General features: G+C 40.7%; 16 protein-coding genes and 1 pseudogene. 8 read left to right on the top strand and 9 right to left on the bottom strand.

The window, feature by feature from the left end; all coding sequences use genetic code 11:
• Positions 1 to 28 precede the first annotated feature (28 nt).
• The 4 genes from QZZ35_RS01020 to QZZ35_RS01035 form a co-directional block, all read right to left on the bottom strand.
• The gene (locus QZZ35_RS01020; protein ID WP_330635421.1) at positions 29 to 499 is read right to left on the bottom strand and encodes a hypothetical protein; all 471 of its coding nucleotides are present in this window, start codon (positions 497 to 499) and stop codon (positions 29 to 31) included.
• 87 nt (positions 500 to 586) lie between these two features.
• Positions 587 to 1306 carry a lysophospholipid acyltransferase family protein gene (locus QZZ35_RS01025; protein WP_291235751.1) on the bottom strand — a complete coding sequence of 240 codons (720 nt, stop codon included), beginning with the start codon at positions 1304 to 1306 and terminating at the stop codon, positions 587 to 589.
• Complete coding sequence (gene malQ / locus QZZ35_RS01030) at positions 1303 to 2859, bottom strand: 4-alpha-glucanotransferase (protein WP_291235752.1); 1557 nt, start codon at positions 2857 to 2859, stop codon at positions 1303 to 1305. The genes QZZ35_RS01025 and malQ overlap by 4 nt, the downstream gene beginning before the upstream one ends.
• A 52-nt stretch (positions 2860 to 2911) precedes the next feature.
• Positions 2912 to 3490, bottom strand: coding sequence for a M15 family metallopeptidase (locus QZZ35_RS01035; protein WP_291235753.1), 579 nt, complete (start codon positions 3488 to 3490; stop codon positions 2912 to 2914).
• Between the two features lie 111 nt (positions 3491 to 3601).
• Between QZZ35_RS01035 and QZZ35_RS01040 the strand changes: the two genes are divergently transcribed.
• The 4 genes from QZZ35_RS01040 to QZZ35_RS01055 all read left to right on the top strand — a co-directional run bounded on the left by QZZ35_RS01040 (position 3602) and on the right by QZZ35_RS01055 (position 8903).
• Entirely contained in the window at positions 3602 to 3967 is a 366-nt protein-coding gene (locus QZZ35_RS01040) for a hypothetical protein (protein WP_291235754.1), read from the top strand.
• Positions 3968 to 4057: 90 nt separating this feature from the next.
• Positions 4058 to 5251, top strand: a complete 1194-nt coding sequence (locus tag QZZ35_RS01045) for a class I SAM-dependent methyltransferase (protein WP_291235764.1) — start codon at positions 4058 to 4060, stop codon at positions 5249 to 5251.
• Entirely contained in the window at positions 5241 to 7790 is a 2550-nt protein-coding gene (locus QZZ35_RS01050; protein ID WP_291235755.1) for a hypothetical protein, read from the top strand. Before QZZ35_RS01045 ends, QZZ35_RS01050 begins: the two co-directional genes overlap by 11 nt.
• Positions 7791 to 7919: 129 nt before the next feature.
• A complete protein-coding gene (locus tag QZZ35_RS01055; protein ID WP_291235756.1) occupies positions 7920 to 8903 on the top strand; it encodes a helix-turn-helix domain-containing protein in 984 nt (327 codons plus the stop codon).
• A gap of 109 nt (positions 8904 to 9012) precedes the next feature.
• Here QZZ35_RS01055 and QZZ35_RS01060 read toward each other — a convergent pair whose 3' ends face one another.
• Complete coding sequence (locus QZZ35_RS01060; protein ID WP_291235757.1) at positions 9013 to 10128, bottom strand: aminopeptidase; 1116 nt, start codon at positions 10126 to 10128, stop codon at positions 9013 to 9015.
• Positions 10129 to 10290: 162 nt separating this feature from the next.
• Here QZZ35_RS01060 and asnS point away from each other — a divergent pair, with 162 nt between their 5' ends.
• The 4 genes from asnS (at position 10291) to QZZ35_RS01080 (ending at position 16606) form a co-directional block, all read left to right on the top strand.
• A complete protein-coding gene (asnS, locus tag QZZ35_RS01065; protein WP_291235765.1) occupies positions 10291 to 11682 on the top strand; it encodes an asparagine--tRNA ligase in 1392 nt (463 codons plus the stop codon).
• A gap of 90 nt (positions 11683 to 11772) precedes the next feature.
• Positions 11773 to 13593 carry an LTA synthase family protein gene (locus QZZ35_RS01070; protein WP_291235758.1) on the top strand — a complete coding sequence of 607 codons (1821 nt, stop codon included), beginning with the start codon at positions 11773 to 11775 and terminating at the stop codon, positions 13591 to 13593.
• 11 nt (positions 13594 to 13604) lie between these two features.
• Positions 13605 to 14675, top strand: coding sequence for a metallophosphoesterase family protein (locus tag QZZ35_RS01075; protein ID WP_291235759.1), 1071 nt, complete (start codon positions 13605 to 13607; stop codon positions 14673 to 14675).
• Positions 14666 to 16606 (top strand): ATP-binding protein, encoded by a 1941-nt coding sequence (locus tag QZZ35_RS01080; protein ID WP_291235760.1) that lies wholly within the window; start codon positions 14666 to 14668, stop codon positions 16604 to 16606. Before QZZ35_RS01075 ends, QZZ35_RS01080 begins: the two co-directional genes overlap by 10 nt.
• 32 nt (positions 16607 to 16638) lie before the next feature.
• On the opposite strand, the gene QZZ35_RS01085 is transcribed toward QZZ35_RS01080, so the two are convergent.
• The 4 genes and pseudogenes from QZZ35_RS01085 to QZZ35_RS01100 all read right to left on the bottom strand — a co-directional run.
• Complete coding sequence (locus QZZ35_RS01085; protein ID WP_291235761.1) at positions 16639 to 17814, bottom strand: ribose-phosphate pyrophosphokinase; 1176 nt, start codon at positions 17812 to 17814, stop codon at positions 16639 to 16641.
• A 160-nt stretch (positions 17815 to 17974) separates the two neighbouring features.
• Positions 17975 to 18979, bottom strand: coding sequence for an ATP-binding protein (locus QZZ35_RS01090; RefSeq protein ID WP_291235762.1), 1005 nt, complete (start codon positions 18977 to 18979; stop codon positions 17975 to 17977).
• A 27-nt stretch (positions 18980 to 19006) separates the two neighbouring features.
• Positions 19007 to 20134: a DnaD domain protein gene (locus QZZ35_RS01095; protein ID WP_291235763.1), complete on the bottom strand. Its 1128-nt coding sequence runs from the start codon at positions 20132 to 20134 to the stop codon at positions 19007 to 19009.
• Between the two features lie 373 nt (positions 20135 to 20507).
• Positions 20508 to 20806 (bottom strand): annotated as a pseudogene (locus QZZ35_RS01100) (UDP-N-acetylmuramate--L-alanine ligase); the annotation flags it as partial.

Genomic DNA, 20806 nt, shown 5'->3' on the forward strand with positions numbered 1-20806 from the left:
AAAACGGGTAGTTTTTGATACCATTTTTTTATTTGCCGGTAATTTTGTTTTTCATTCTCTTGAAAAATCCGACTTTTGGCGGTGCTGTTAAAGCAGGACCGCGTAAACTTTTTACACTTAAAATGTATATACCGCTGACCATAGCCTTGACTTCCTGTTTTACAGGAATAATATCAAAAACTTTTTCATCAGCGATCAATGTCATAATTCTTGGACCAATCTTTGCTTTTACAACAGGTACCTTAGAACGGCGGTAAAGCTTTGGAGTGGAATCTATGACAATTTTTGGAAGACCGGATTCGGTCAGCTTCATTTTCTTTTTGTCAATAACCAGCATAGTCATCGGCTGTGCAGCGGCTTCAATCTGTTGCTGAGAAGCCTCGGCTTTTTTCTGTTGTTTATTTCCCCAGAATGTAAGAAATGCAAGACCAGCGACTAAGACTGCGATGACGACAAGAAGAATTATAGTAGATGTAGACATAAGTACAACGGGTGTCATCGTCTGCTTCCTCCTTAAAAATTCAATTCCAATCAATTGTATCATGCTTTTGTTTAAAAATGAATAGTAAAAATGAAAGATTTTTTATTATTTTTCATCTAACATAGTCTGAATTTGTTCCTGAACAGTTTTACCGATGAATTTCTTTTCGGCAGGTGAAAGCTGGGAAGTGTAGATCGGCTCTCCAAAACGAACGGAAACCGTCTGCTTTTTTACTTTCGGAATATGGGTCTCGAAAATATTCTCTGTATTTTTGATGGCCACAGGGACGATCGGGCATCCGGTTTTTGTAGCAATTTTAAAACCGCCTTCTTTAAAAGGAAGCATCTCTCCGCCAAGATTTCGTGTACCTTCAGGGAAGAGGAAAATGGAAGTTCCGGATTTAACAAGATCGATGCAGGACAGAATCGTCTTCAGACCTTCACGGACGTTTTCACGATCCAGGAACTGACAATTAATGTAACCCATCCATCGGCTTATACAAGGAATCTTCTCCATTTCTTTTTTTGCAATGAACCCCGTATTATTTTTAACAAGTGTATAGCAGGTCACGATATCATAATAGCTCCGGTGATTAGCAACATAGAGAACGGGAGTCCCCTCAGGGACGAGCTCCTGTCCTTCCACATTTAAAACAGTACCGCTGAGTTTTAAAACGATGCGAAAGCCTTTTACGACAAAATCCTGAGCAAAAGTGACTTTCTTTTTCGGATTGATCCGGCCTATGATATAAACGACGAGATACATCGGCAGGCTGACAATCGAAAATAAAAGTAAAAATAAAATAATTGCGGTAAAGCGGATCATGAAAGCTCGACCTCCTCGGATACCGTTTCAGATACTGTCGGTTTTTGATTTCGGCCGTAAAGTTTAGACAGCTGTTTCAAGTAATCGGCGGTTCCTTCGTTCAGGAAATGCTTTTCGAAACGCCATGACCAGTTTCCGACGCTGACACCGGGAACATTCATCCGGGCATCACTGTCCATACCGAACACATCCTGAAGCGGGAAAATAACGTAGCGGGCGGTAGAGCTCAATGCGAGACGAATAAAATCCCAGTGAATATTTTCTCCGTTGCAGCTCAGGTATCGGCGGGCTTTATCCTGAGATTCAGGGGAGGCACTCCGGTACCAGCCGCGGGTTGTATTATTATCATGGGTGCCGGTATAGCAGACACAATTTTTTACGTAATTGTACGGCATGTGTGTGTTGTCATTCAGATCATCAAAAGCAAACTGAAGTACCCGCATACCCGGAAGATCATAGGCATCTCTCAGTTCTTCAACTTCCGGTGTGATGATTCCGAGGTCTTCGGCAATAATCGGCAGATTATTATCAAATGCTTCCATGATATGGTCGAAAAAGTCGTATCCCGGACCTTTGACCCAGTGACCGTTCAAAGCCGTTGGTTCACCATTAGGTGTTGCCCAATAGGCTTCAAAACCGCGGAAATGGTCAATACGAAAAATATCTGTCATAGTGAGCTGATGACGGATTCTTTGAATCCACCAGGTATAATCCTCTTTTTTGTGTTCATCCCAGGCATAGAGAGGATTGCCCCAAAGCTGTCCGGTGGCACTGAAATAATCCGGTGGAACACCGGCAACAACTGTAGGGTATCCGTCTTCATCCAGCTGGAAGAGGTTTTTATTTGCCCATACATCTGCACTGTCTGCGGAGACAAAAATAGGAATGTCTCCAATAATTTCAATACCATTTGCATTGGCATAGTTTTTTAATTCATACCATTGTTTGAAGAAGAGAAACTGGATAAAGCGGTAGTAATCAACACTTGAGGAAAGTTTTTCAAGTACATTTTTACGATTTTCATCGGAAAGATATTTATATTCCGGCTCCCATTCTGTCCAGTTCTGTCCATTATGATAATCTTTAAGAGACATAAAAAGTACATAGTCCGTCAGCCAGAATTCCGATTTTTCACAGAATTCATGATACATATCTTGTAAGGAAACATCTGAACTTTTCTGGAACTTTTCGTAGGCAATTTTAAAAAGCCGTGTTTTAAAATCAACAATTTTCGGAAAATCGATAGTGTAAGGGCTCCAGTATGGCATGCCGTCCAGATCATGTGGGTCAAGCAGATTCAGTTCAATCAGAAGTTCAGGGCTGATGAGCAGCGGCTGACCTGCAAAGGCGGAATAAGATTGGTAAGGTGAATTTGAAAAACCGGTCGGGCCAAGAGGAAGGCACTGCCAGAGTGTCTGACCAGAGGTTTTTAAAAAATCAATAAATTCGTAGGCTGTCTTTCCAAGATCACCTATTCCATAGGGACCCGGAAGAGAAGTAGGGTGCACCAGAATACCGCTCTGACGATCTGGTCTATAGTTCTTTTGTTTCATAAAGTGATACCTCCAAAGTAAACTCTAACTTATATGATACAATATTATGGGGCTATAATGCAAGGCGTTGATTGTATTCTTCTAAAGTAATTCCTTCTTTTTCTATATATTGTGCCAGCTCTTTTCCAACATAACGAAAATGCCATGGTTCATAGGCATATCCGGTGATATTTTCTTTTCCTGAGGGATAACGTAGAATAAAACCGTACTTATAAGCATTGTCCCTAAGCCATTTGCCTTCAGCGGTTTCTGCAAAATCTGTGGAAAGGGCAGAAAAGACAGCTGGGCTGGAGATATCAATAGCGAGTCCGGTCTGATGTTCGCTTTGTCCGGGTTTTGCAGAGTAGAGGGACGTATACGCTTCGCCTTTGACTGCCACATTTTGTTCATATATATTTTTTTGACGTTCATAGGAGCGAAAACCGGACACACCAATGGGATCAAGCCCATTAAGACGGGCAGCCTGAAACATTTCCTCAAGAGCACGGGCAGCAGGTTCACGCAGATAATTTCGTTGGTCATCACCGATATAAGCAAAGGGAATATTGACCGGCACAAGATCGGACGGAACATAGTCTGAGGGCAGAGGTGTGGACTTATTGACGAGAATGGCTAAATAATCGCTGGACATAGAATCACCTGAAAGGTTTTAATATAATGTATGTAAAAAAGCATTCAGAGTGAGGGAACCATCAAAGAAAAATAAGCATATCATAGGGATGAACAGTCAAAGGAGGCTATTATGGAATATTGCAATCTGCATCAAATGAATCTCTATGATGTTTTTGGTGATGCCCCGTGGGCACAGGAAGATTTCTTTCAGAAAGATCGGGAATATATGAAAAAGATGTCCCCGAAGAAGAACAGGGAGCTTATACAGTGGGTGGAAGATGTGTGTGATGAGGAAGAATATGACGGAAGCTGTATGTATGATGAATATCCGGATTTGGCAGCTATGGAACAGATGGCGGAAAAAGCTTATATGCGGGCAGGACGGCCGGAACCGGAGGACTGGAATAAGGCTTTGATTATGAGTCTTCTTCATGATGAAATATGTTTCCGAAGAAATCGAAGAAAGGATTTTAAACAGCGATTGTATCCGAGATAAGGGAAGGGGCGGTGTGGCCGCCCCCCTTGTGAAGGAAAAAGAAACGTGGTAAAATTTTTATTATCATTAAATATTAGAAAGGAACTCATGATGGATAAACTTGAAGGAATTTTAAATCATGTTTTAAACTGGGAGCTGTTAGAGATGACACTCAGTAACCGGAAATGTCCGGGAGATATAAAGAAAATCAAGGTGCGCCCGGTAATTATAAAAGATAAACTCGTATTTCAGGCGGCTCAGTATACTCAGACTCAGGTCTTTCATAAAAATATTGAAGAGGATCAGGCAGCAGTGTGGATGAAGGAACTGATCCAAAATGAATTTAAGCAGACTCAGATTAAAACGGGTGATAAAGAATACACGATTTTATCCGGGAAAAAGGGAAATGTGACAGTTAAAGAACGAAACACGGCTGGTTGTGCAGCAGCGGATAAACGTAATCTTTCTCATAACCGTAAAAAAACGTATATATTGCCGGAGGGGACACCTGTACCATTTCTTGTAGATCTCGGGGTTATGACACCAGAGGGAAAGATCGTCCACAGTAAATATGATAAGTATCGTCAGATTAATCGCTTTCTGGAATTTATACAGGACATTCTTTCTGAGTTACCAAAAGATCGTCCATTGACAATGATTGATTTTGGTTGTGGAAAATCTTATCTGACCTTTGCCATGTATTATTATCTCAATATATTAATGGGATATTCGGTGCATATGATCGGTCTCGATTTAAAGTCAGATGTTATCCGTCATTGTAATGAATTGAGAGACAAATACGGATATGATCAGTTGGAATTTATTCATGGGGATATCGCAGATTTTGAAGGGACAGATGCAGTGGACATGGTGGTGACGCTGCATGCCTGTGATACAGCGACGGATTACGCACTGTATAAAGCTGTAAAGTGGAATGCCAAGGTGATTCTTTCTGTACCATGCTGTCAGCATGAACTCAATCGTCAGATTAAAAATAACATGCTGGAACCGGTACTGCAATATGGTATTTTAAAAGAGCGCATGGCTGCTTTGATGACGGACGGGCTTCGCGGACAGCTTTTGGAAATTATGGGATATCGGACACAGCTTCTGGAATTTATTGATATGGAACATACACCAAAAAATATTTTGATACGTGGAGTAAAAACGGGGCGTACGGAGAATAGAGGAAAACGCATGGATGCATTTAAGTCCTGTATGCAGGCAGTTAACGGAGATCTGACATTGTATCGTCTTTTGTTTCCGGAGATAGAGAAAGAGGAAGAAGGATCCTATGAAGAATAGAAAAAAGCTCATGTTGATTGCTGGTTTTTATCTGATATCTTTCATTGTGACGTTTATGTTGGCGAATCATATTTTAAATTACGACCGTATACATCCATCAAAGTATCAGGGAGATACGTCGCTCATTAAATTATATGTAAAAAGCAGTGGAATACGCTTTAACGAAATGATCGGGTATGCGGAGGAGATGGATGCAGCATATCTCAGAACGAGCCTGACGCCTGTGTCGGATTCAAAGAATGTGACCATCCAATTGGAGGAACCCGCATCCGGTGCAAGGCAGATTTACTATGCATTGATGGATGAGTCGAATGCAAAGGAGATTGAATCGGGTGAGTGTCCGGACATAGAGCGTGTGGAAGGTGAGCGGCAGACACAGATCAATTTTTCAAGTGAGCTGCAGCAGGGAAAAGAATATTGTCTGAATCTGACAGTTTTGGATGACTCGGGTGAGACGTATTACTATTATACCCGGGTTGTCTATGGCACAAATTTTCAGATGTATGATAAAATTCAGTTTATTATGGATTTTCATAACGCTACTTTTCAGAAGTCTGCTACGGCCAGTATTGCGGAGCATCTTGCCTACTCATCAGATGCCAGCAGCAATGATTTCAGGACAGTTTCAATTTATACGGACAGTGATACGGTAACCTGGGGCGATCTTGATCCGGAAGTCGTCAGTGATGTGGATATAACCATATTGAATTTGAATAGTGAGACGGCAGAAATTCAATTATTTTATGAAATCCAGGCCAGAGATGATTTAGGAAATGATTATAACTATTCTGTGACGGAATTTTATGATGTGGCCAGCACTGGAAGTACTGTCAGCCTGATTGGTTATTCCCGTAAGATGGATGAGAAACTGGATGATCAATCCTTTTATTTTAATAACAGTAATCTTCGTCTTGGTATTGTGGACAAAGATAAGACCGATGTTCAGGTGTATGGAAAAGAAGAGCCTGAGGAAGAAGAAAATACTTCAGAGACCGGACAGCCAAAGCAGGAAGAAGAATATAATACGTACATTAGTTTTGTGGCTGATGGGGGACTGTGGGTTTATAACACGCGGGACAATATATTGACGAAAGCCTTTGGCTTTGAGAGAAAGAGTCAGGTCAGTCATCGTGATCAAAGTTATCTGAATCATGGTATTAAAGTTTTAAGGACAGAAGAAAACGGAGATCTCTATTTTGCCGTTTACGGTTATATGTATAATGGAGACGGCGAGGGCAGATTTGGGATCGAAGTCAATAAGTATAACAGGGCAGATGGAACGTATTCAGAGATTCTGTTTATTCCATATGATAAAAATTTTGCTCTTTTAGAGCAGAGCATAGAGAAAATGGCTTTTGTGGATGAGGAAAACAGGATGTATCTCTACCTTGAAGGAAATATTTACTGTTTTGATCTGATGATGAAAAAGTTTGAACTCGTTTTAGAAGGTGCAGATTCACAGGATTGTGCGATTTCTGACGATGGTCAAAGTATTGTCCGGTCCATACGAGATACCGGTGGAAAGATTCAGTGTCTGGAATGGAAAAATCTGAACACCGGAGAAACAAAAGAGATTCTCAATGGGAGCAGACAGCTTCATATGATCGGATTTCTCGGAGATAATCTGGTTTATGGAATTTTAAAAGAAGGACAGGATGTTATGGAATCTGTTCAAATCGTGGATGATGATCAGAATCTGCTCAGGGAATATAGGGTACCGGATGGAGGTTATATAACAGAAGCTTATATAACAGATGATTTATTGACAATTTACAGCAGGACGAAAGATCATCAGGATCGTCCGGAGGATTATATCCTTTATAACGAAAGTGAAATTCAGGAAGCAGAGATTTTTGACGTTTATCAGGAGCTGCGTATGCGGGAAACATGGATTTCTACAGATACTTATGGGAATGATATGCCGGTTGTTTTATTTGCCAGAGGTGTGGAAACTTATTCAGATACGCAGATGGCATTCAAAGCAGAAGGAAACATTTACGATGGTTTTTATGTTAATATCAATGGGAAATTGGAACCATGTCCGGATTTTGCCCAGGCGTACAAGAAAGCTTTTGATAATGACGGAAAAATTGTGGACAGTCAGGGAAGGATTATTGTGCGGCCGGCTTCACGTGTGTCTGAAAAAAGTCTGAACGGACCGGGAATAGGAGCTGTTGAAACGGATGAGACCGCACAGCAGAGAGAAGTGCTTCAGTGGCTTCTGACCTTTGAGAAGAAAGAGGGAGAACCTTCGTTGGATGGTGGAGGAATGCTTCAAAATCTGCAGGCAAATTTTCCGGATTATCATGTGGTCGATCTGACGGGCATCGGGTTGGATGATGCCCTGTCGATGATTTCTGAAGGCTCGCCTTTAATTGTAAAAAATAGTGAAGGAACATGGTGTGTGGCTGAAGGATACAGTGATAACCATATTGAAATTGCTGATTCAAAGGACGGAACCGTCGTAAAATATGAAAGGGATTCAGCGGTCAATGGCATTGCTTCATCGGGAAATATTATTTACAGTTACTATAAATAAAGGGATGCAACTGCCGGTTGACACATTTCAAAGGCCAATTGGTTGAGATTTACAGAGGCTTTTGATATAACATTGGTATAAAGATCAATTAGAAAGGAACCGATGTGTATGCGTTTAGAAGGAAAAATCATGTTACTCAGAAAGCAGAAGGGATGGTCTCAGGAACAGTTGGCGGAACAGTTGGGAATTTCAAGACAGTCTGTATCTAAATGGGAATCCGGGGCTTCTGTTCCCGATCTGGATAAGATTATTAAACTCAGTCAGATTTTTGATGTGAGTACAGATTATCTTTTGAAAGAGGAGATTGAAATTGAAGAAGCGCCGGAGAAGATAAAAGAACCTGATGTGTGGCATGAAGAGGATTGTGTGCGGAGGGTTTCTTCCGGTGAAGCAGAACAATATATCGATGATATTAAATACATATCCAAAAAGATGGCTCTTGGCGTTTTTATATGCATCTTGTCACCGATATGTCTTATTGTACTGGGAGGTTTATCTGAATATAAAGCAGAGCTCCTTTCGGAAAATATGGCCGGTGGGATCGGAATGGTCGTTTTACTTTTTATGTTAGTTGTCGGTGTTGCATTTCTGATACTCAATGGAATGAAAGAATCAAAGTACGAATTTTTTGAAAAAGAGATATTTACTCTGGAATATGATACACATGCGTCTGTATTACGGCAGAAAGAAGAATTCGAACCGACCTATCAAAAAGGAATTGTTCTCGGTGTAAGTTTATGTATTATCAGTGTTATTCCGCTTTTTGCCGCTATGGCTGTGTCAGACAGTGATTTTGTCTATGTGTGTTGTATCGGTCTTCTGCTTGCCTTTATTGCCTGCGGTGTTTTTGTATTGATTTCTGTTGGTATGGTCCATGAAAGTTATACAAAGCTTCTTCAGGAAGGTGATTACACACGTAAAAAGAAGCAGATCAACAAAAAATTTTCTCATCTTCCGGGAATTTACTGGTGTACGGTTACAGCAATCTATCTTGGCTGGAGTTTCTGGACAAATCACTGGGATAAGAGTTGGATTATCTGGCCGGTAGCCGGGGTTCTGTTTGCAGCTGTTATGGGAATTGCTTATGCAGTGTCCGGAAAAGAAAAAGAATGATTATAGGGGGATAATTATAAAACAAGGCTGAAATTCGGTTCAAACGGAATTTCAGCCTTGTTTATCATTGAATCAATAAACCAATATTTTTTACACTCTGATTTTTGCTTTATTTTAGATTCTCCGGATTCAATCCATCCAGTTCCGGAAGAACGAAACGTCCGTCTTTACGAATGAGTACATCATCGAACCAGATGCTTCCGCCGCCGTATTCCGGTGTCTGGATGCAGACCAGATCCCAGTGGATAGCGGAGTGGTTTCCGTTCGGGGCCTCATCATAGCAGTTGCCCGGTGTGAAGTGGAAGGAGCCCATAATTTTTTCATCGAAAAGGGTATCTTTCATCGGTGTTAAAATATAAGGGTTCACACCAATGGCAAATTCACCGATAAAACGGGCACCATCATCGGTATCAAGAACCTGATTGATTCTTTCTGTGTTGTTGGCGGTCGCTTTCACAATCTTTCCGTTTTCAAAAGTAAAGGAAATATTCTCAAATGTAAATCCCTGGAAAACAGCAGGTGTGTTATAGGTCAGTGTACCGTTGATCGAATCTTTTACAGGGGCTGTGTAGACCTCACCATCCGGAATGTTCATATTGCCGGCACATTTGATGGCAGGAACACCTTTGATGGAAAATGTCAGATCGGTTCCGGGACCTTCAATATGGACTTTATCTGTTTTGTCCATAAGTTCGATTAAAGGTGTCATGGCTTCGCCCATCTTTTCATAGTCAAGACAACAGACATCGAAATAGAAGTCTTCAAAAGCTTCCAGACTCTGGTTATTTAATTGGGCCATAGAGCTGTTCGGATAGCGCATAACGCACCAGCGAAGCTTTGGTACACGAATTTCGTGGTGTACCGGTGTCGAATAAAGTTTTTCATAAAGAGCCAGTTTTTCTGCAGGGACATCTGAGTTTTCGGATATATTGTCGCTTCCGCGAACTGCCAGATAACAGTCCATCTGGGACATCTCGAGAGAAGCGACCTGAGCCATAAGGCGAAGCTGTTCTTCACTGCAGTTAAGAAGCATTTCTCTCTGAACCCGTGGGCTTGTGTAATGCGGGAATGGCATGGCACCGACAGCATAAGTTTCTTTGATTAACTGGCGAGCCAGATCTTCAGTTGCAGATCCTATATAATCAATGTAAACTTTATCACCAGGTTTTACCTGAATAGATTTGTGGATCAGATTGTGTGCAAATATTTTAATACGTTCATCCATGAGTATAAACTTCCTTTCTTTTATAACTGATTCTACTATTTTACCATAGAACGGATAAAGAAGAAAGTGGGGATGGCCTAAACTAAAAAGGAATTCTTCTTTACGAATGACAAAATTTAGGGTAAAATAAAGAAGATTGAAACTAATACGGGGGTATTAATGATGGAATTAATAACAGTTAAAGAATTATACCGTAATTCTTCTAAATATCTTGATCAGAAAGTAAAAATCGGCGGATGGGTGAGAAATCTCAGAGACTCCAAGACATTTGGATTCCTGGTCATTAATGACGGAACATATTTCCAGACGCTTCAGGTCGTTTTCGATGAAAAACTTGATAATTTTCAGGATATTTGTCATTTGAATGTAGGTGCTGCCGTTATTGTAGAGGGAACATTAGTGGCTACACCGAAGGCAAAACAGCCATTTGAGATTCAGGCAGACAGCGTTTTTGTAGAAGGTGCTTCTACTCCGGATTATCCGATTCAGCCAAAGCGTCACAGCTTTGAGTATCTTCGTACAATGACACATTTGCGTGCAAGAACGAACACATTTCAGGCAGTATTCCGTGTTCGGTCACTTATTGCGTATGCGATTCACAAGTTTTTCCAGGAGAGAGATTTCGTGTATGTTCACACACCACTGATTACAGGAAGTGACTGTGAAGGTGCGGGTGAGATGTTTAGGGTTACAACATTGGATCCGAAACAGATGCCTGTAGATGAGGAAGGCAACATTGACTATTCTAAGGATTTCTTTGGAAAAGAAACCAATCTGACAGTCAGCGGACAGCTTAACGGTGAAACATTTGCTATGGCATTCCGGAATATTTATACATTTGGACCGACATTCCGTGCAGAGAATTCGAACACAACACGTCATGCAGCTGAGTTCTGGATGATTGAACCGGAGATGGCTTTTGCAGATCTGGATGACAATATGGCATTGGCGGAAGCTATGCTCAAGTATATTATTAATTATGTTCTTGAGAATGCACCGGAAGAGATGGCATTTTTCAACCAGTTTGTTGACAAAGGTCTCATCGAACGTCTGAAACATGTTGCCAGTTCCGATTTTGGTCATGTAACTTATACAGAAGCTGTTGAGATTCTGGAGAAGAATAATGACAAGTTTGAATACAAAGTTCATTGGGGAACAGATCTTCAGACAGAACACGAACGTTATCTGACAGAACAGGTATTTAAGCGTCCTGTGTTTGTTACCGATTATCCAAAGGAGATTAAAGCTTTCTATATGAAGATGAATCCGGATAATAAGACGGTAGCGGCTATGGACCTTCTTGTTCCGGGCATTGGCGAGATTATTGGCGGAAGTCAGCGTGAAGATGATTACGAGAAACTGGTTCAGCGTATGAACGAGCTCGGACTTAAAGAAGAGGATTATGAATTTTATCTGGATCTTCGTCGTTACGGTTCAACACGTCATGCAGGATACGGATTGGGATTTGAACGTTGTGTCATGTACCTGACAGGTATGGGTAACATCCGCGATGTCATTCCATTCCCAAGAACAGTGAAGAACTGTGATATCTAAAAAGATGTGATATTTCGAGAGGAAGTTTGGAAAGAGGCTGCGGTGAGCGGCCTCTTTTTGGTTGAGCAGATGACTTGATGGAGGTGGCATATGTTAAAAAAACTGAAGATTCCAAAGATTATTAGTATATTATTCTGGCTGGTGGTACCGCCGATCAGTTTCTGGTTGATGGAAAGTCTGACCCATTCGGTATCAGAGACGATGGAATGGCCGCTTATATTATTGAATATGGTATTTTACTATTTATTATATAGTTTTATACTGATTATTTCGAAGCGGAGTAAGGTGAGTATCAGTCTGGGAAGTCTGATCGTTTTGATTGTTGGGCTTCTCAACTATTATGTAATAAAATTCCGTTCGGTGCCTGTATACCCATGGGATATTTTTTCTGTAAGAACAGCGGCCAGTGTTTCCGATAACTTTGATTACAGCCTTGACGGCAAAACGATAGGATTGGTTCTTGGTTTTATTGTTTTAATGGCAGCAGGGCTTTTGACGGATTGGAAGTTGTCGTTTAAAAAACGCAGAAATCATCTTTTAATAACACTTAGTATGGCCCTTTTGATCGTCGTTTACGGAAAAGTTGTACAGATGCCGTCGGTTCACGAGGCAGTGGGGTTTTATGAATACCTGTTTACACCGAATTCCTTTTATAGAAAAAATGGATTTGCTGTCAGTTTCATATCAAATATGCAGTATCTGGCGGTAGAGAAGCCTTCCGGTTATAATGGGGGAAAAGCTGAAGAGATTCTTGAAGTTTATGATGATGCGAAAGAAGTTGAGGGAACCAAACCGAATGTTATTGTTATTATGAATGAGGCTTTTTCGGATCTATCCGTTTTAGGTGATTTTGAGACAAATGTAGATTATATGCCGAATATTCGGGCATTGGAAGAGAATACAATTAAAGGAACTACTCTGGTTTCGGTTAAAGGCGGTAATACGGCAAATACGGAATATGAGTTTTTGACAGGAAATTCAATGGCTTTTTTACCTGTCGGCTCAATTCCTTATCAACAGTATATACGAGGTGAGATGCCTTCAATTGCATGGCAGTTTAAAAATCAGGGATATTCCACATATGCGATGCATCCTTATGGTGCGACAGGGTGGAATCGAAATAAGGTTTATGAGTATTTTGGATTTGAGGAGAGTTTTTTCAAACAGAGTTTTAAAGATGCCGAGGTGCTCCGTGAATATGTGACAGATCTGGCAACCTATCAGAAAATTGTCGATATTTATAGCTCAAAGGATGCGGGAGAGTCGATGTTCGTGTTTGATGTGACAATGCAGAATCACAGCAGTTACAGCAAAGAATACGAGAATTTTAAACCGGATGTGGAAGTTTATGGATCAGAAAATGATAAATTGCTTGAACGTTATCTGTCACTTATTAAAGTATCCGATGCGGCTTTTGGTGAACTGGTGAATTTCTTTTCCAAGGAGGATGAACCAACAATTATTTTAATGTTTGGCGATCATCAGCCGGCGGATTGGGTTGTTGAGCCGATTTATAAAATGAATGGCATGACAGACAGCGCAGAGTGGTCCGAGTCTATGGAACGATACGAAGTTCCTTTTATATTATGGGCAAATTATGATATTGATGAAGAATCGATCAAAGCTTCTCTGGGGTATGAAGACTCTGTCTATCAAATGTTAAGTGTCAATTATCTGGGAACATTGCTTTTCGAGGCTGCGGGACTTCCTTTAAGTCAGTATCAGCAGTTTATGAAGGCGATGCTCACGAAGTATCCGATAATTACAGCGAATATGTTTTGTGATGCTCAGGGAACATCCTATGGGGATCAGGATGTGAATAAGCGTCCCGAAGAATGGTATAATTACTGGAATCTGAACTATAATCTTTTGTTTGATGAAAAGCATCGTAATAATGAATTATATGAATAGGAGAGATAGCTATGCGTTTTATTCACATGGCAGATATCCATTTGGGGGCTATGCCCGATAAAGGAAAAAGCTGGTCTGTAGAGAGAAGTAAAGAGATTGAAATGACATTTTATCGGATGTTGACAAAAGCAGGAAGTGAAAATATAGATCTTTTATTTCTTGCGGGAGATATATTTCATCGTCCGCCTCTAAAGCGGGAGTTAAAAGAACTGAGTTATCGACTGGGAGCCATTGCACCTGTGGAGGTGGTTATGATGGCGGGAAATCATGACTATATTGGAGAAGCATCAAACTACAGAGATTTTGTATGGCCGGATAATGTGCATTTTTTTAAGAATGAGAAAATTGATCGGTTTTACATCGAATCAATAGATACATGGGTTTATGGATTAAGTTATGAGCATCGGGAGATAAAAGAAGCGCTGTATCAGGGAATCCATCCGGGAAATGAACCGGGCTTTCATGTACTTCTTGCTCATGGGGGAGATGAAAAACATATTCCGATTCATCAGCGTGAGCTTATGAATTCAGGGTTTGATTATGTAGCGTTGGGACATATTCATAAGCCTGAAATAATAGCTTCAAATATGGCTTATGCCGGTTCTATGGAGCCAATTGACAGACTGGATATGGGTGCCAGAGGATGTATTTATGGTGAAATAGATCAAAAGGGAACTCGAATCCGATTCTGTCCGGTATCCTGCAGAGAATACAGGGAATTGATCCTGGAATCGGATGAGGATATGACGGGTGCTGAAATGGAGGAATGGCTCGAGCAGCAGATCCAGATTGAAGGCAGCAGACATATGTATAATGTGGTGCTTAAGGGATACAGAGATCCGGATATTGTCTATGACGAAGAACGTCTTATGCAGCAGGGAAGGGTTGTTTCAATAAAAGATGAAACCATTCCATGGTTTGATTTTGAGAAGATTTATAATGAGAATGCGAATAATCTTATTGGTCTTTTTATAAAAAAAGTATATCACATGCCGATGGATGAGACACGTCGTGAACGGATTTTAAGCTATGGTCTTCAGGCTATGTACCATGGAAGGGGTGAGAACGGACGATGTGGATAAAAAGGTTAAATATCACACATTTTGGTCGATTTTATCAAAAGCAGCTGAGCTTCAATCCTGGAATTAATGTCATTTACGGCGAAAATGAATCAGGAAAATCTACAGTACATCAATTTATACAGGCCATGCTGTTTGGAGTGGAGCGTCTTCGAGGCAAAGCAGCAAGAAGAGATGTGTACACAAAATTTCAGCCATGGGAACAGGGGAGAAGTTATGAAGGATCTATGGAAATTGAACATGACGGTGAGAGATATCGCCTTGTACGAAATTTCTATAAAGAAGATGAATTTTTCAGAGTTGAACAATTAAGTACGGGGAAGGAGATCAACCTTCCGGGAAATGAGATTGATACTTTAATTGATGGGTTAAACCGGTCAAATTTCAAAAATACACTCAGTATCAGTCAGTTGGAAAGTCAGATTGATATGCGTTTCGGATTATCTCTCCAGGCTTATATGGCAAATATTCAGAAAACAAAGAGTCAGGAAGTGGATCTGAATCGCACATTTGAGTTTCTGAAAAAAGCGAAAAAGGCATGTCTCGATAAAAGCCCGGAAAAACAGTTGAGAGAGCAGCAGAACATACGGAATAATCTGGCATTTTCCGAGTCAGAGGAGGAGCGATTATCAGCGGATATTAGGGAACTGGAAAAAGAACTTGAGAGGGTACGTGAAAAAATACAGTTCTGCCAGTCCGATTTTCGGGAGAACCGCAGAAAAGAGCAGAAAGAGCGTATGGCGGCCGTTCGTCTGATTGAGGAGAATAATGCCATCGCATCCAGATACAGAGAACTGAAATCTGCATATGAGCAGATGAAATGCACAATGCCGGAAGACAATTTTGAGGATCTGAAAGAAAAATGGGATGAAGCAAATGAAGATTATGAAGATTTAGCGGATCAATATGATCAGATTTCAGGACGGAATCTTGCAACCCTATTTTCAATTGCCATGTTTGGAATCATTCCAGTGGCGGCCGTTTTCTTTTTGAAAAGTAATATGTTCATACGTTTCGGTGTTATTGTGGCATTTATTGGTGTTCTTCTGCTTACATCCTTCATTCTTCAGCGCGGTCGAAGACATTTGGGAATCCGGTTGAAAGAAAGCAAAGAAAATCTTCAGGATATCCATGATCAGATGGAGCAACAGATGTTTGGAAGAGGCAATCAGGAGAGGCTTAGTCAGATGAAAGAGGAATTGGACGAACTCCGGGAACAGTATGAAAAAATTCAAATTCCGCTTAAACCTTATATTGAGAAATATGGTGATGATATATCACTTGAAACGGATGATGTGATGGATAATGAATCTTCCGGGAAACTTCGAAATGAAGAAGAACGTCTGATGAAATCTTTAGAGCGCCTTATTGTTCAGAAGGAGAATTTTGAGCAGAGAATGGCGGAAAGAGAAGATCTTGAGTTGGAGATAAAACAGTTAGCGGAGGAGGTAAAGTCCGCGAAAGAAGAGGCCGGTATTATCCAGGAATGTATGGATATTCTATATGACTTGTCCGAGGAAATTCATTCGGATTTCGGTCATACTCTGAATCGTGAAGTGTCGGATATGATCTGCCAGATGACCGGGGGTAAATATACATGGCTGACGGTTGACAATGAATTAAATATCAAAGTTGATACAGGCTCCGGATTTGCGGAACCGGATCAGCTCAGCGTTGGTACACGGGAACAAATTTATCTGGCACTTCGAGCTGCAATGGTAAAATTATTGTTTCCGGAAGGAAATATGCCGTTGATTTTAGATGACAGTTTTGGATTTTATGATGATAAGCGGTTGCTTCAGACATTAGAATGGCTGTCAGAACAAAACTTTGAGCAGATACTTTTATTCACATGTCAGACAAGAGAGATGAGTGCGTTTGAACAGCTGGGTGTTCCTTACACATCAATTTCTCTTAATGACAGAAGGGCGTAAAAAGTCGGGTACTTTTGAAGTACCCGATTTTTTTAGCGGTTATTATAATTCTGAAGTAATTTATGAATTTTTTCACCCGGATCCAGAAGATCGCTGATGGAATGGTCATGATTCAGAGAATCAATCAGAAGAGCGATGTATTTACTTAAGTCAACATTGACATAGTATGGTTTTTCCAGTAATTCAGGTGGCTGATAGATACAGTTTGTCGTCAGGACTTTACTGATAATACCGTCTTCATAAGCTTTATCAAAGGCTTCAAAACCGTTGGTGAAAAGACCAAAAGTCGATGCAACAAAAACGCGTCTTGCTTTACGTTTCTTTAATTCTTTTGCAGTATCCAGCATACTTTCACCGGAAGAAATCATATCATCAATGATGACAACGTCTTTTCCTTCAACGGAAGCACCAAGAAACTCATGTGCAACGATTGGATTACGTCCGTCAACAACACGGGAATAATCACGGCGTTTGTAGAACATACCCATATCAATGCCGAGAACGTTTGCGTAGTAAACGGCACGAGTCATGGCACCTTCATCAGGGCTGATGATCATCATGTGTTCACTGTCTACGATTAAATCATCAACGGAATTGAAAAGTGCTTTGATAAACTGATAGTTTGGCTGGATGCTTTCAAATCCGCTCATTGGTGTGGCATTCTGAACACGTGGGTCATGGGCGTCAAATGTAATGATGTTATCCACACCCATGTTCTTTAATTCCTGGAGTGCCAGAGCACAGTCCAGAGATTCACGAGATGTACGTTTGTGCTGGCGGCTTTCATACAGGAAAGGCATAATAACATTTACACGACGTGCCTTGCCGGATGCAGCAGCAATAATACGTTTTAAATCCTGGTAATGATCATCTGGGGACATACGGTTGATGTGTCCGCATAATTTGTATGTGATATTGTAGTTTGTTACGTCAACAATTAAATATAAGTCTTTTCCTCGGATGGATTCGTTAATTGTACCTTTGGCTTCACCGGAGCCGAAACGTGAACATTTGGCATCAATGATGTAAGTATCCTTTTTGTAATCTTCGAACAGAATATTTTCACTATACTTGCTGTTACGGTCCTTACGCCAGGAAACAATGTATTCATTGACTTTTTTGCCGAGTTCACAGCTGCTTTCAAGAGGGATGATTCCCAAATGGCCTGCAGGAAGAGTGTCTTTGAAATCGATATTGAGCTGACTCATGATTTACCTCCGTACTTCTATGGTTCATTAATGGTGTTATATATTTTTCCTTTGTAAAAGGATTGTTAACCAGTTAAATATTATGGACTATAATGAAGGGTGTTGTCAAGGAGTTTGTCGAAAGTCGCAGAAGAATGCAGAAAGATGTAAAAAACTTTCATTATGAACGGGCAATCCGGATACGTATATCATCTCCGAAAATAAGGAAGATATTATAATAACTTATAATGCGGGAAGATATGCGTTCGCTGTATATATCCTGAATGGCTTCTACCGGAAGATTCGTGGATATAATGGTAGATTTTCTGTGTTCCTGGCGATGATTCAGACAGAGAAAAAGCTGAGAAACCGTAAAGTTATTCACATTTTCCGTTCCAAGATCATCAATGATCAGGGCATCACAGTTCATAATGGAATCAAACAGGGTGTCCTCATAAAAAGTTGTATCATCATCTTCATTTCTGCCGAAAGTATGTTTCTCAAAAGCTTCGATGAGATCAAAAGCACTTAAATAGAGAACGGATCTGGAGGCTTTGAGAAGTTCATTGGCGATACAGTGTGTCAGAAAACTTTTACCGACACCGGTGTCACCTGTGAAAAATAAATTCGTAAAGGCAGTATCAAAATTGTCGATATATTTTTTACATTCATAAAGAATACCTCGCATGTTCTCGGCAGGGCTTATGCCAAAACGAGGGTCGATCTGCTCAGGATAATAGTGTATATTGAATGTCTGAAAATTTTCACGTTCCAGTACAGGAGCAATGCGTGACTGGTCATAAATAATCTGGGCCGCAGCATGACGAAAACAACTGCACAGATCATTACCGTCAAATCCGGTATCTCTGCAAATCGGGCACATGTATTTGAGATCCGGATAGTCTTCGGGAAATCCTGCATTCGCTAATAAATCCTGCTGTTTTTTTCGAATGCTTTCAATATGATCGTGAAGTTTTTTTGCACGCTCACTGTAATCAACACCCGGATTCATAACACGTTCACGGGCTTCGTGAGCACACAGAGATATGAGTTCCTGTTCAAGAGATTCATATTCCGGAATCTTTTCATATATCTCCTGAATATGAAGATCCTGTAAATGTTTCTGTTCTGCCTGTCGTCGATCAAAGTCACGTCGTACTGTCTGATAAAGTGAATTGTTCAGCATAAGAATAAGATCCTCCTTGAGAACGGGTTATTGTTGCGTGCGGGCATGAAGTTTCTTGACAAATTCAACTTCCATCTCGCCATAATCATAAGTTCGCTGATTAAAATTATGGAAACGTGAAGCTGGCTTTTTTGAAGCAGGTGTTTTTGAAGGACGTGCTTCCTGTTCCTTTTCTTTCGTGCTGCGCAGAGCTTTGGCTTTTTCGAAGGCGTCATCGAGTCTGCGAACATCCGACATGTTTTGGACCTGATTATTCTTCCAGCGTTCGAGAATGGAATTGGCATATTTGAAACTGGCGGAATGTGCAGTCAGAATGGTACGTCGGCATGCTTCCACGATCAGATCCTGTGAGAAATGATATTCTCTGCTCCAACGGCGTACATATGTAAGTTCATCCTCGCTCAGATATCTGTTTTTAATACCAAAGGCATTAATAACAGCAGTGTTTAGCTGGTTGAAAGAAGCACAGTAAGTCTTTGCTGCTTCAACGGTGTGAATTCCGGCTTCTGTCCATCCGATGGCAACAGCCTGAATGTAGCTCATTCTCCGGTGGCCATTGGAGATACAGTATTCAAAAAGATGTTCAATCAGATCCTGTGACATACCCAGTTCCCGATAGAAAAAGAAAATAGTATTCATATCTGTAGGACTAAGAGGTTTGCCTGTATACTGCTGAATGATAAAGAAAAGCTGATCACCGTCCTGATGTTCGATAAAGTCCTGCAGATCTTCTATAGGATAAGCAGGTACCTGAACCGCTTCCGTATCCTGAGCCAAGATTTCGGAAGAAAGAGTATCCGGTTTATCCACGGAAACAGTGGCCTCGGCATGACTTGAAACCTCATGATCGTATGGGGCGGTAATCGGACGCAGGCAGATGGCATTGATTTCACCGTCTGTGTTCCGTGCAATACGAAGAAGGCCTTCGCTTTCCCAGAAACGCAGTGCGCGGCAAATATCGCTTTCGGTCATATTAAAGAAATCTGCAATGGAAGCTGTTGAAATATCGGCTCCCGGGCATCCGGCCCATCGAAGAAGATAAAGATATATTTTTAAAAATTCACCGTTTGCCCCTGCCATATAATGGTCAAGAAATTCATTCGGAATCATGGTCATAGTATGAGGCATATCGGCATGTAATTGGATCCTGTTCATATACTGCTCACCCTTTTGTTTTATTAAGGCAAGTATACCATGTTTTGAAATCCTTGAAAATAGGACAGATTTTGGTGGAAAACTCTGTGGAAAATGTGGATAATGTGGATAACTATTGTGGATAAATTATGTCAGTTCGTGTTATGTGTCGAAAATACTTGAAAAAGCTAGATATTTGCGATGTTTGATGGGAAAATGTGAATAACGTTATGTAAATAGAATTATCCACAGGGGAAAAAGGCATAAAATGTTAATAAATCTGTGGATAATGTGGATAAGTGCCAAAAAGCGTGATAAATACTGGATTGAAAAAAGTGGATAAAATTGTTGATAAAAAGAGCAGGTTCCAGCTTATAGCCGGAACCTGTCCCTTTTATTTTAAGAGATCTTCTCCAACATTGACAATATCACCTGCTCCCATGGTGATCAAAAGATCACCTGCACTGCAGTTATTCAGTAAAAACTGCTCGATTTCGGTGAATGAAGGAAAATAATCTGCATCAATATTAAGTTCCTGCAATTTTGCCTGAAGGTCTCTGGAATGGATTTCTCCTGTATCTGCTTCGCGGGCAGCATAAATGTCGGCCAGGACAACGTGGTCGGCAAGAGCGAGTGCTTTGGCAAAATCGTTCAGAAGTGCTTTTGTACGTGTATAAGTATGGGGTTGAAATA

This window comes from Frisingicoccus sp., from assembly GCA_016298055.1.
In the GTDB taxonomy this organism is placed as follows: domain Bacteria; phylum Bacillota; class Clostridia; order Lachnospirales; family Lachnospiraceae; genus Frisingicoccus.

Bases quoted from the DNA above. Each gene is read 5' to 3' on its own strand.
- QZZ35_RS01020 (WP_330635421.1), bottom strand. From the start codon at position 499: ATGACACCCGTTGTACTTATGTCTACATCTACTATAATTCTTCTTGTC.
- QZZ35_RS01040 (WP_291235754.1), top strand. From the start codon at position 3,602: ATGGAATATTGCAATCTGCATCAAATGAATCTCTATGATGTTTTTGGT.
- QZZ35_RS01060 (WP_291235757.1), bottom strand. From the start codon at position 10,128: ATGGATGAACGTATTAAAATATTTGCACACAATCTGATCCACAAATCT.
- QZZ35_RS01055 (WP_291235756.1), top strand. From the start codon at position 7,920: ATGTTACTCAGAAAGCAGAAGGGATGGTCTCAGGAACAGTTGGCGGAA.
- QZZ35_RS01090 (WP_291235762.1), bottom strand. From the start codon at position 18,979: ATGCTGAACAATTCACTTTATCAGACAGTACGACGTGACTTTGATCGA.
- QZZ35_RS01085 (WP_291235761.1), bottom strand. From the start codon at position 17,814: ATGAGTCAGCTCAATATCGATTTCAAAGACACTCTTCCTGCAGGCCAT.
- QZZ35_RS01050 (WP_291235755.1), top strand. From the start codon at position 5,241: ATGAAGAATAGAAAAAAGCTCATGTTGATTGCTGGTTTTTATCTGATA.
- QZZ35_RS01075 (WP_291235759.1), top strand. From the start codon at position 13,605: ATGCGTTTTATTCACATGGCAGATATCCATTTGGGGGCTATGCCCGAT.
- QZZ35_RS01025 (WP_291235751.1), bottom strand. From the start codon at position 1,306: ATGATCCGCTTTACCGCAATTATTTTATTTTTACTTTTATTTTCGATT.
- asnS (WP_291235765.1), top strand. From the start codon at position 10,291: ATGGAATTAATAACAGTTAAAGAATTATACCGTAATTCTTCTAAATAT.
- malQ (WP_291235752.1), bottom strand. From the start codon at position 2,859: ATGAAACAAAAGAACTATAGACCAGATCGTCAGAGCGGTATTCTGGTG.
- QZZ35_RS01035 (WP_291235753.1), bottom strand. From the start codon at position 3,490: ATGTCCAGCGATTATTTAGCCATTCTCGTCAATAAGTCCACACCTCTG.
- QZZ35_RS01070 (WP_291235758.1), top strand. From the start codon at position 11,773: ATGTTAAAAAAACTGAAGATTCCAAAGATTATTAGTATATTATTCTGG.
- QZZ35_RS01095 (WP_291235763.1), bottom strand. From the start codon at position 20,134: ATGAACAGGATCCAATTACATGCCGATATGCCTCATACTATGACCATG.
- QZZ35_RS01045 (WP_291235764.1), top strand. From the start codon at position 4,058: ATGGATAAACTTGAAGGAATTTTAAATCATGTTTTAAACTGGGAGCTG.
- QZZ35_RS01080 (WP_291235760.1), top strand. From the start codon at position 14,666: ATGTGGATAAAAAGGTTAAATATCACACATTTTGGTCGATTTTATCAA.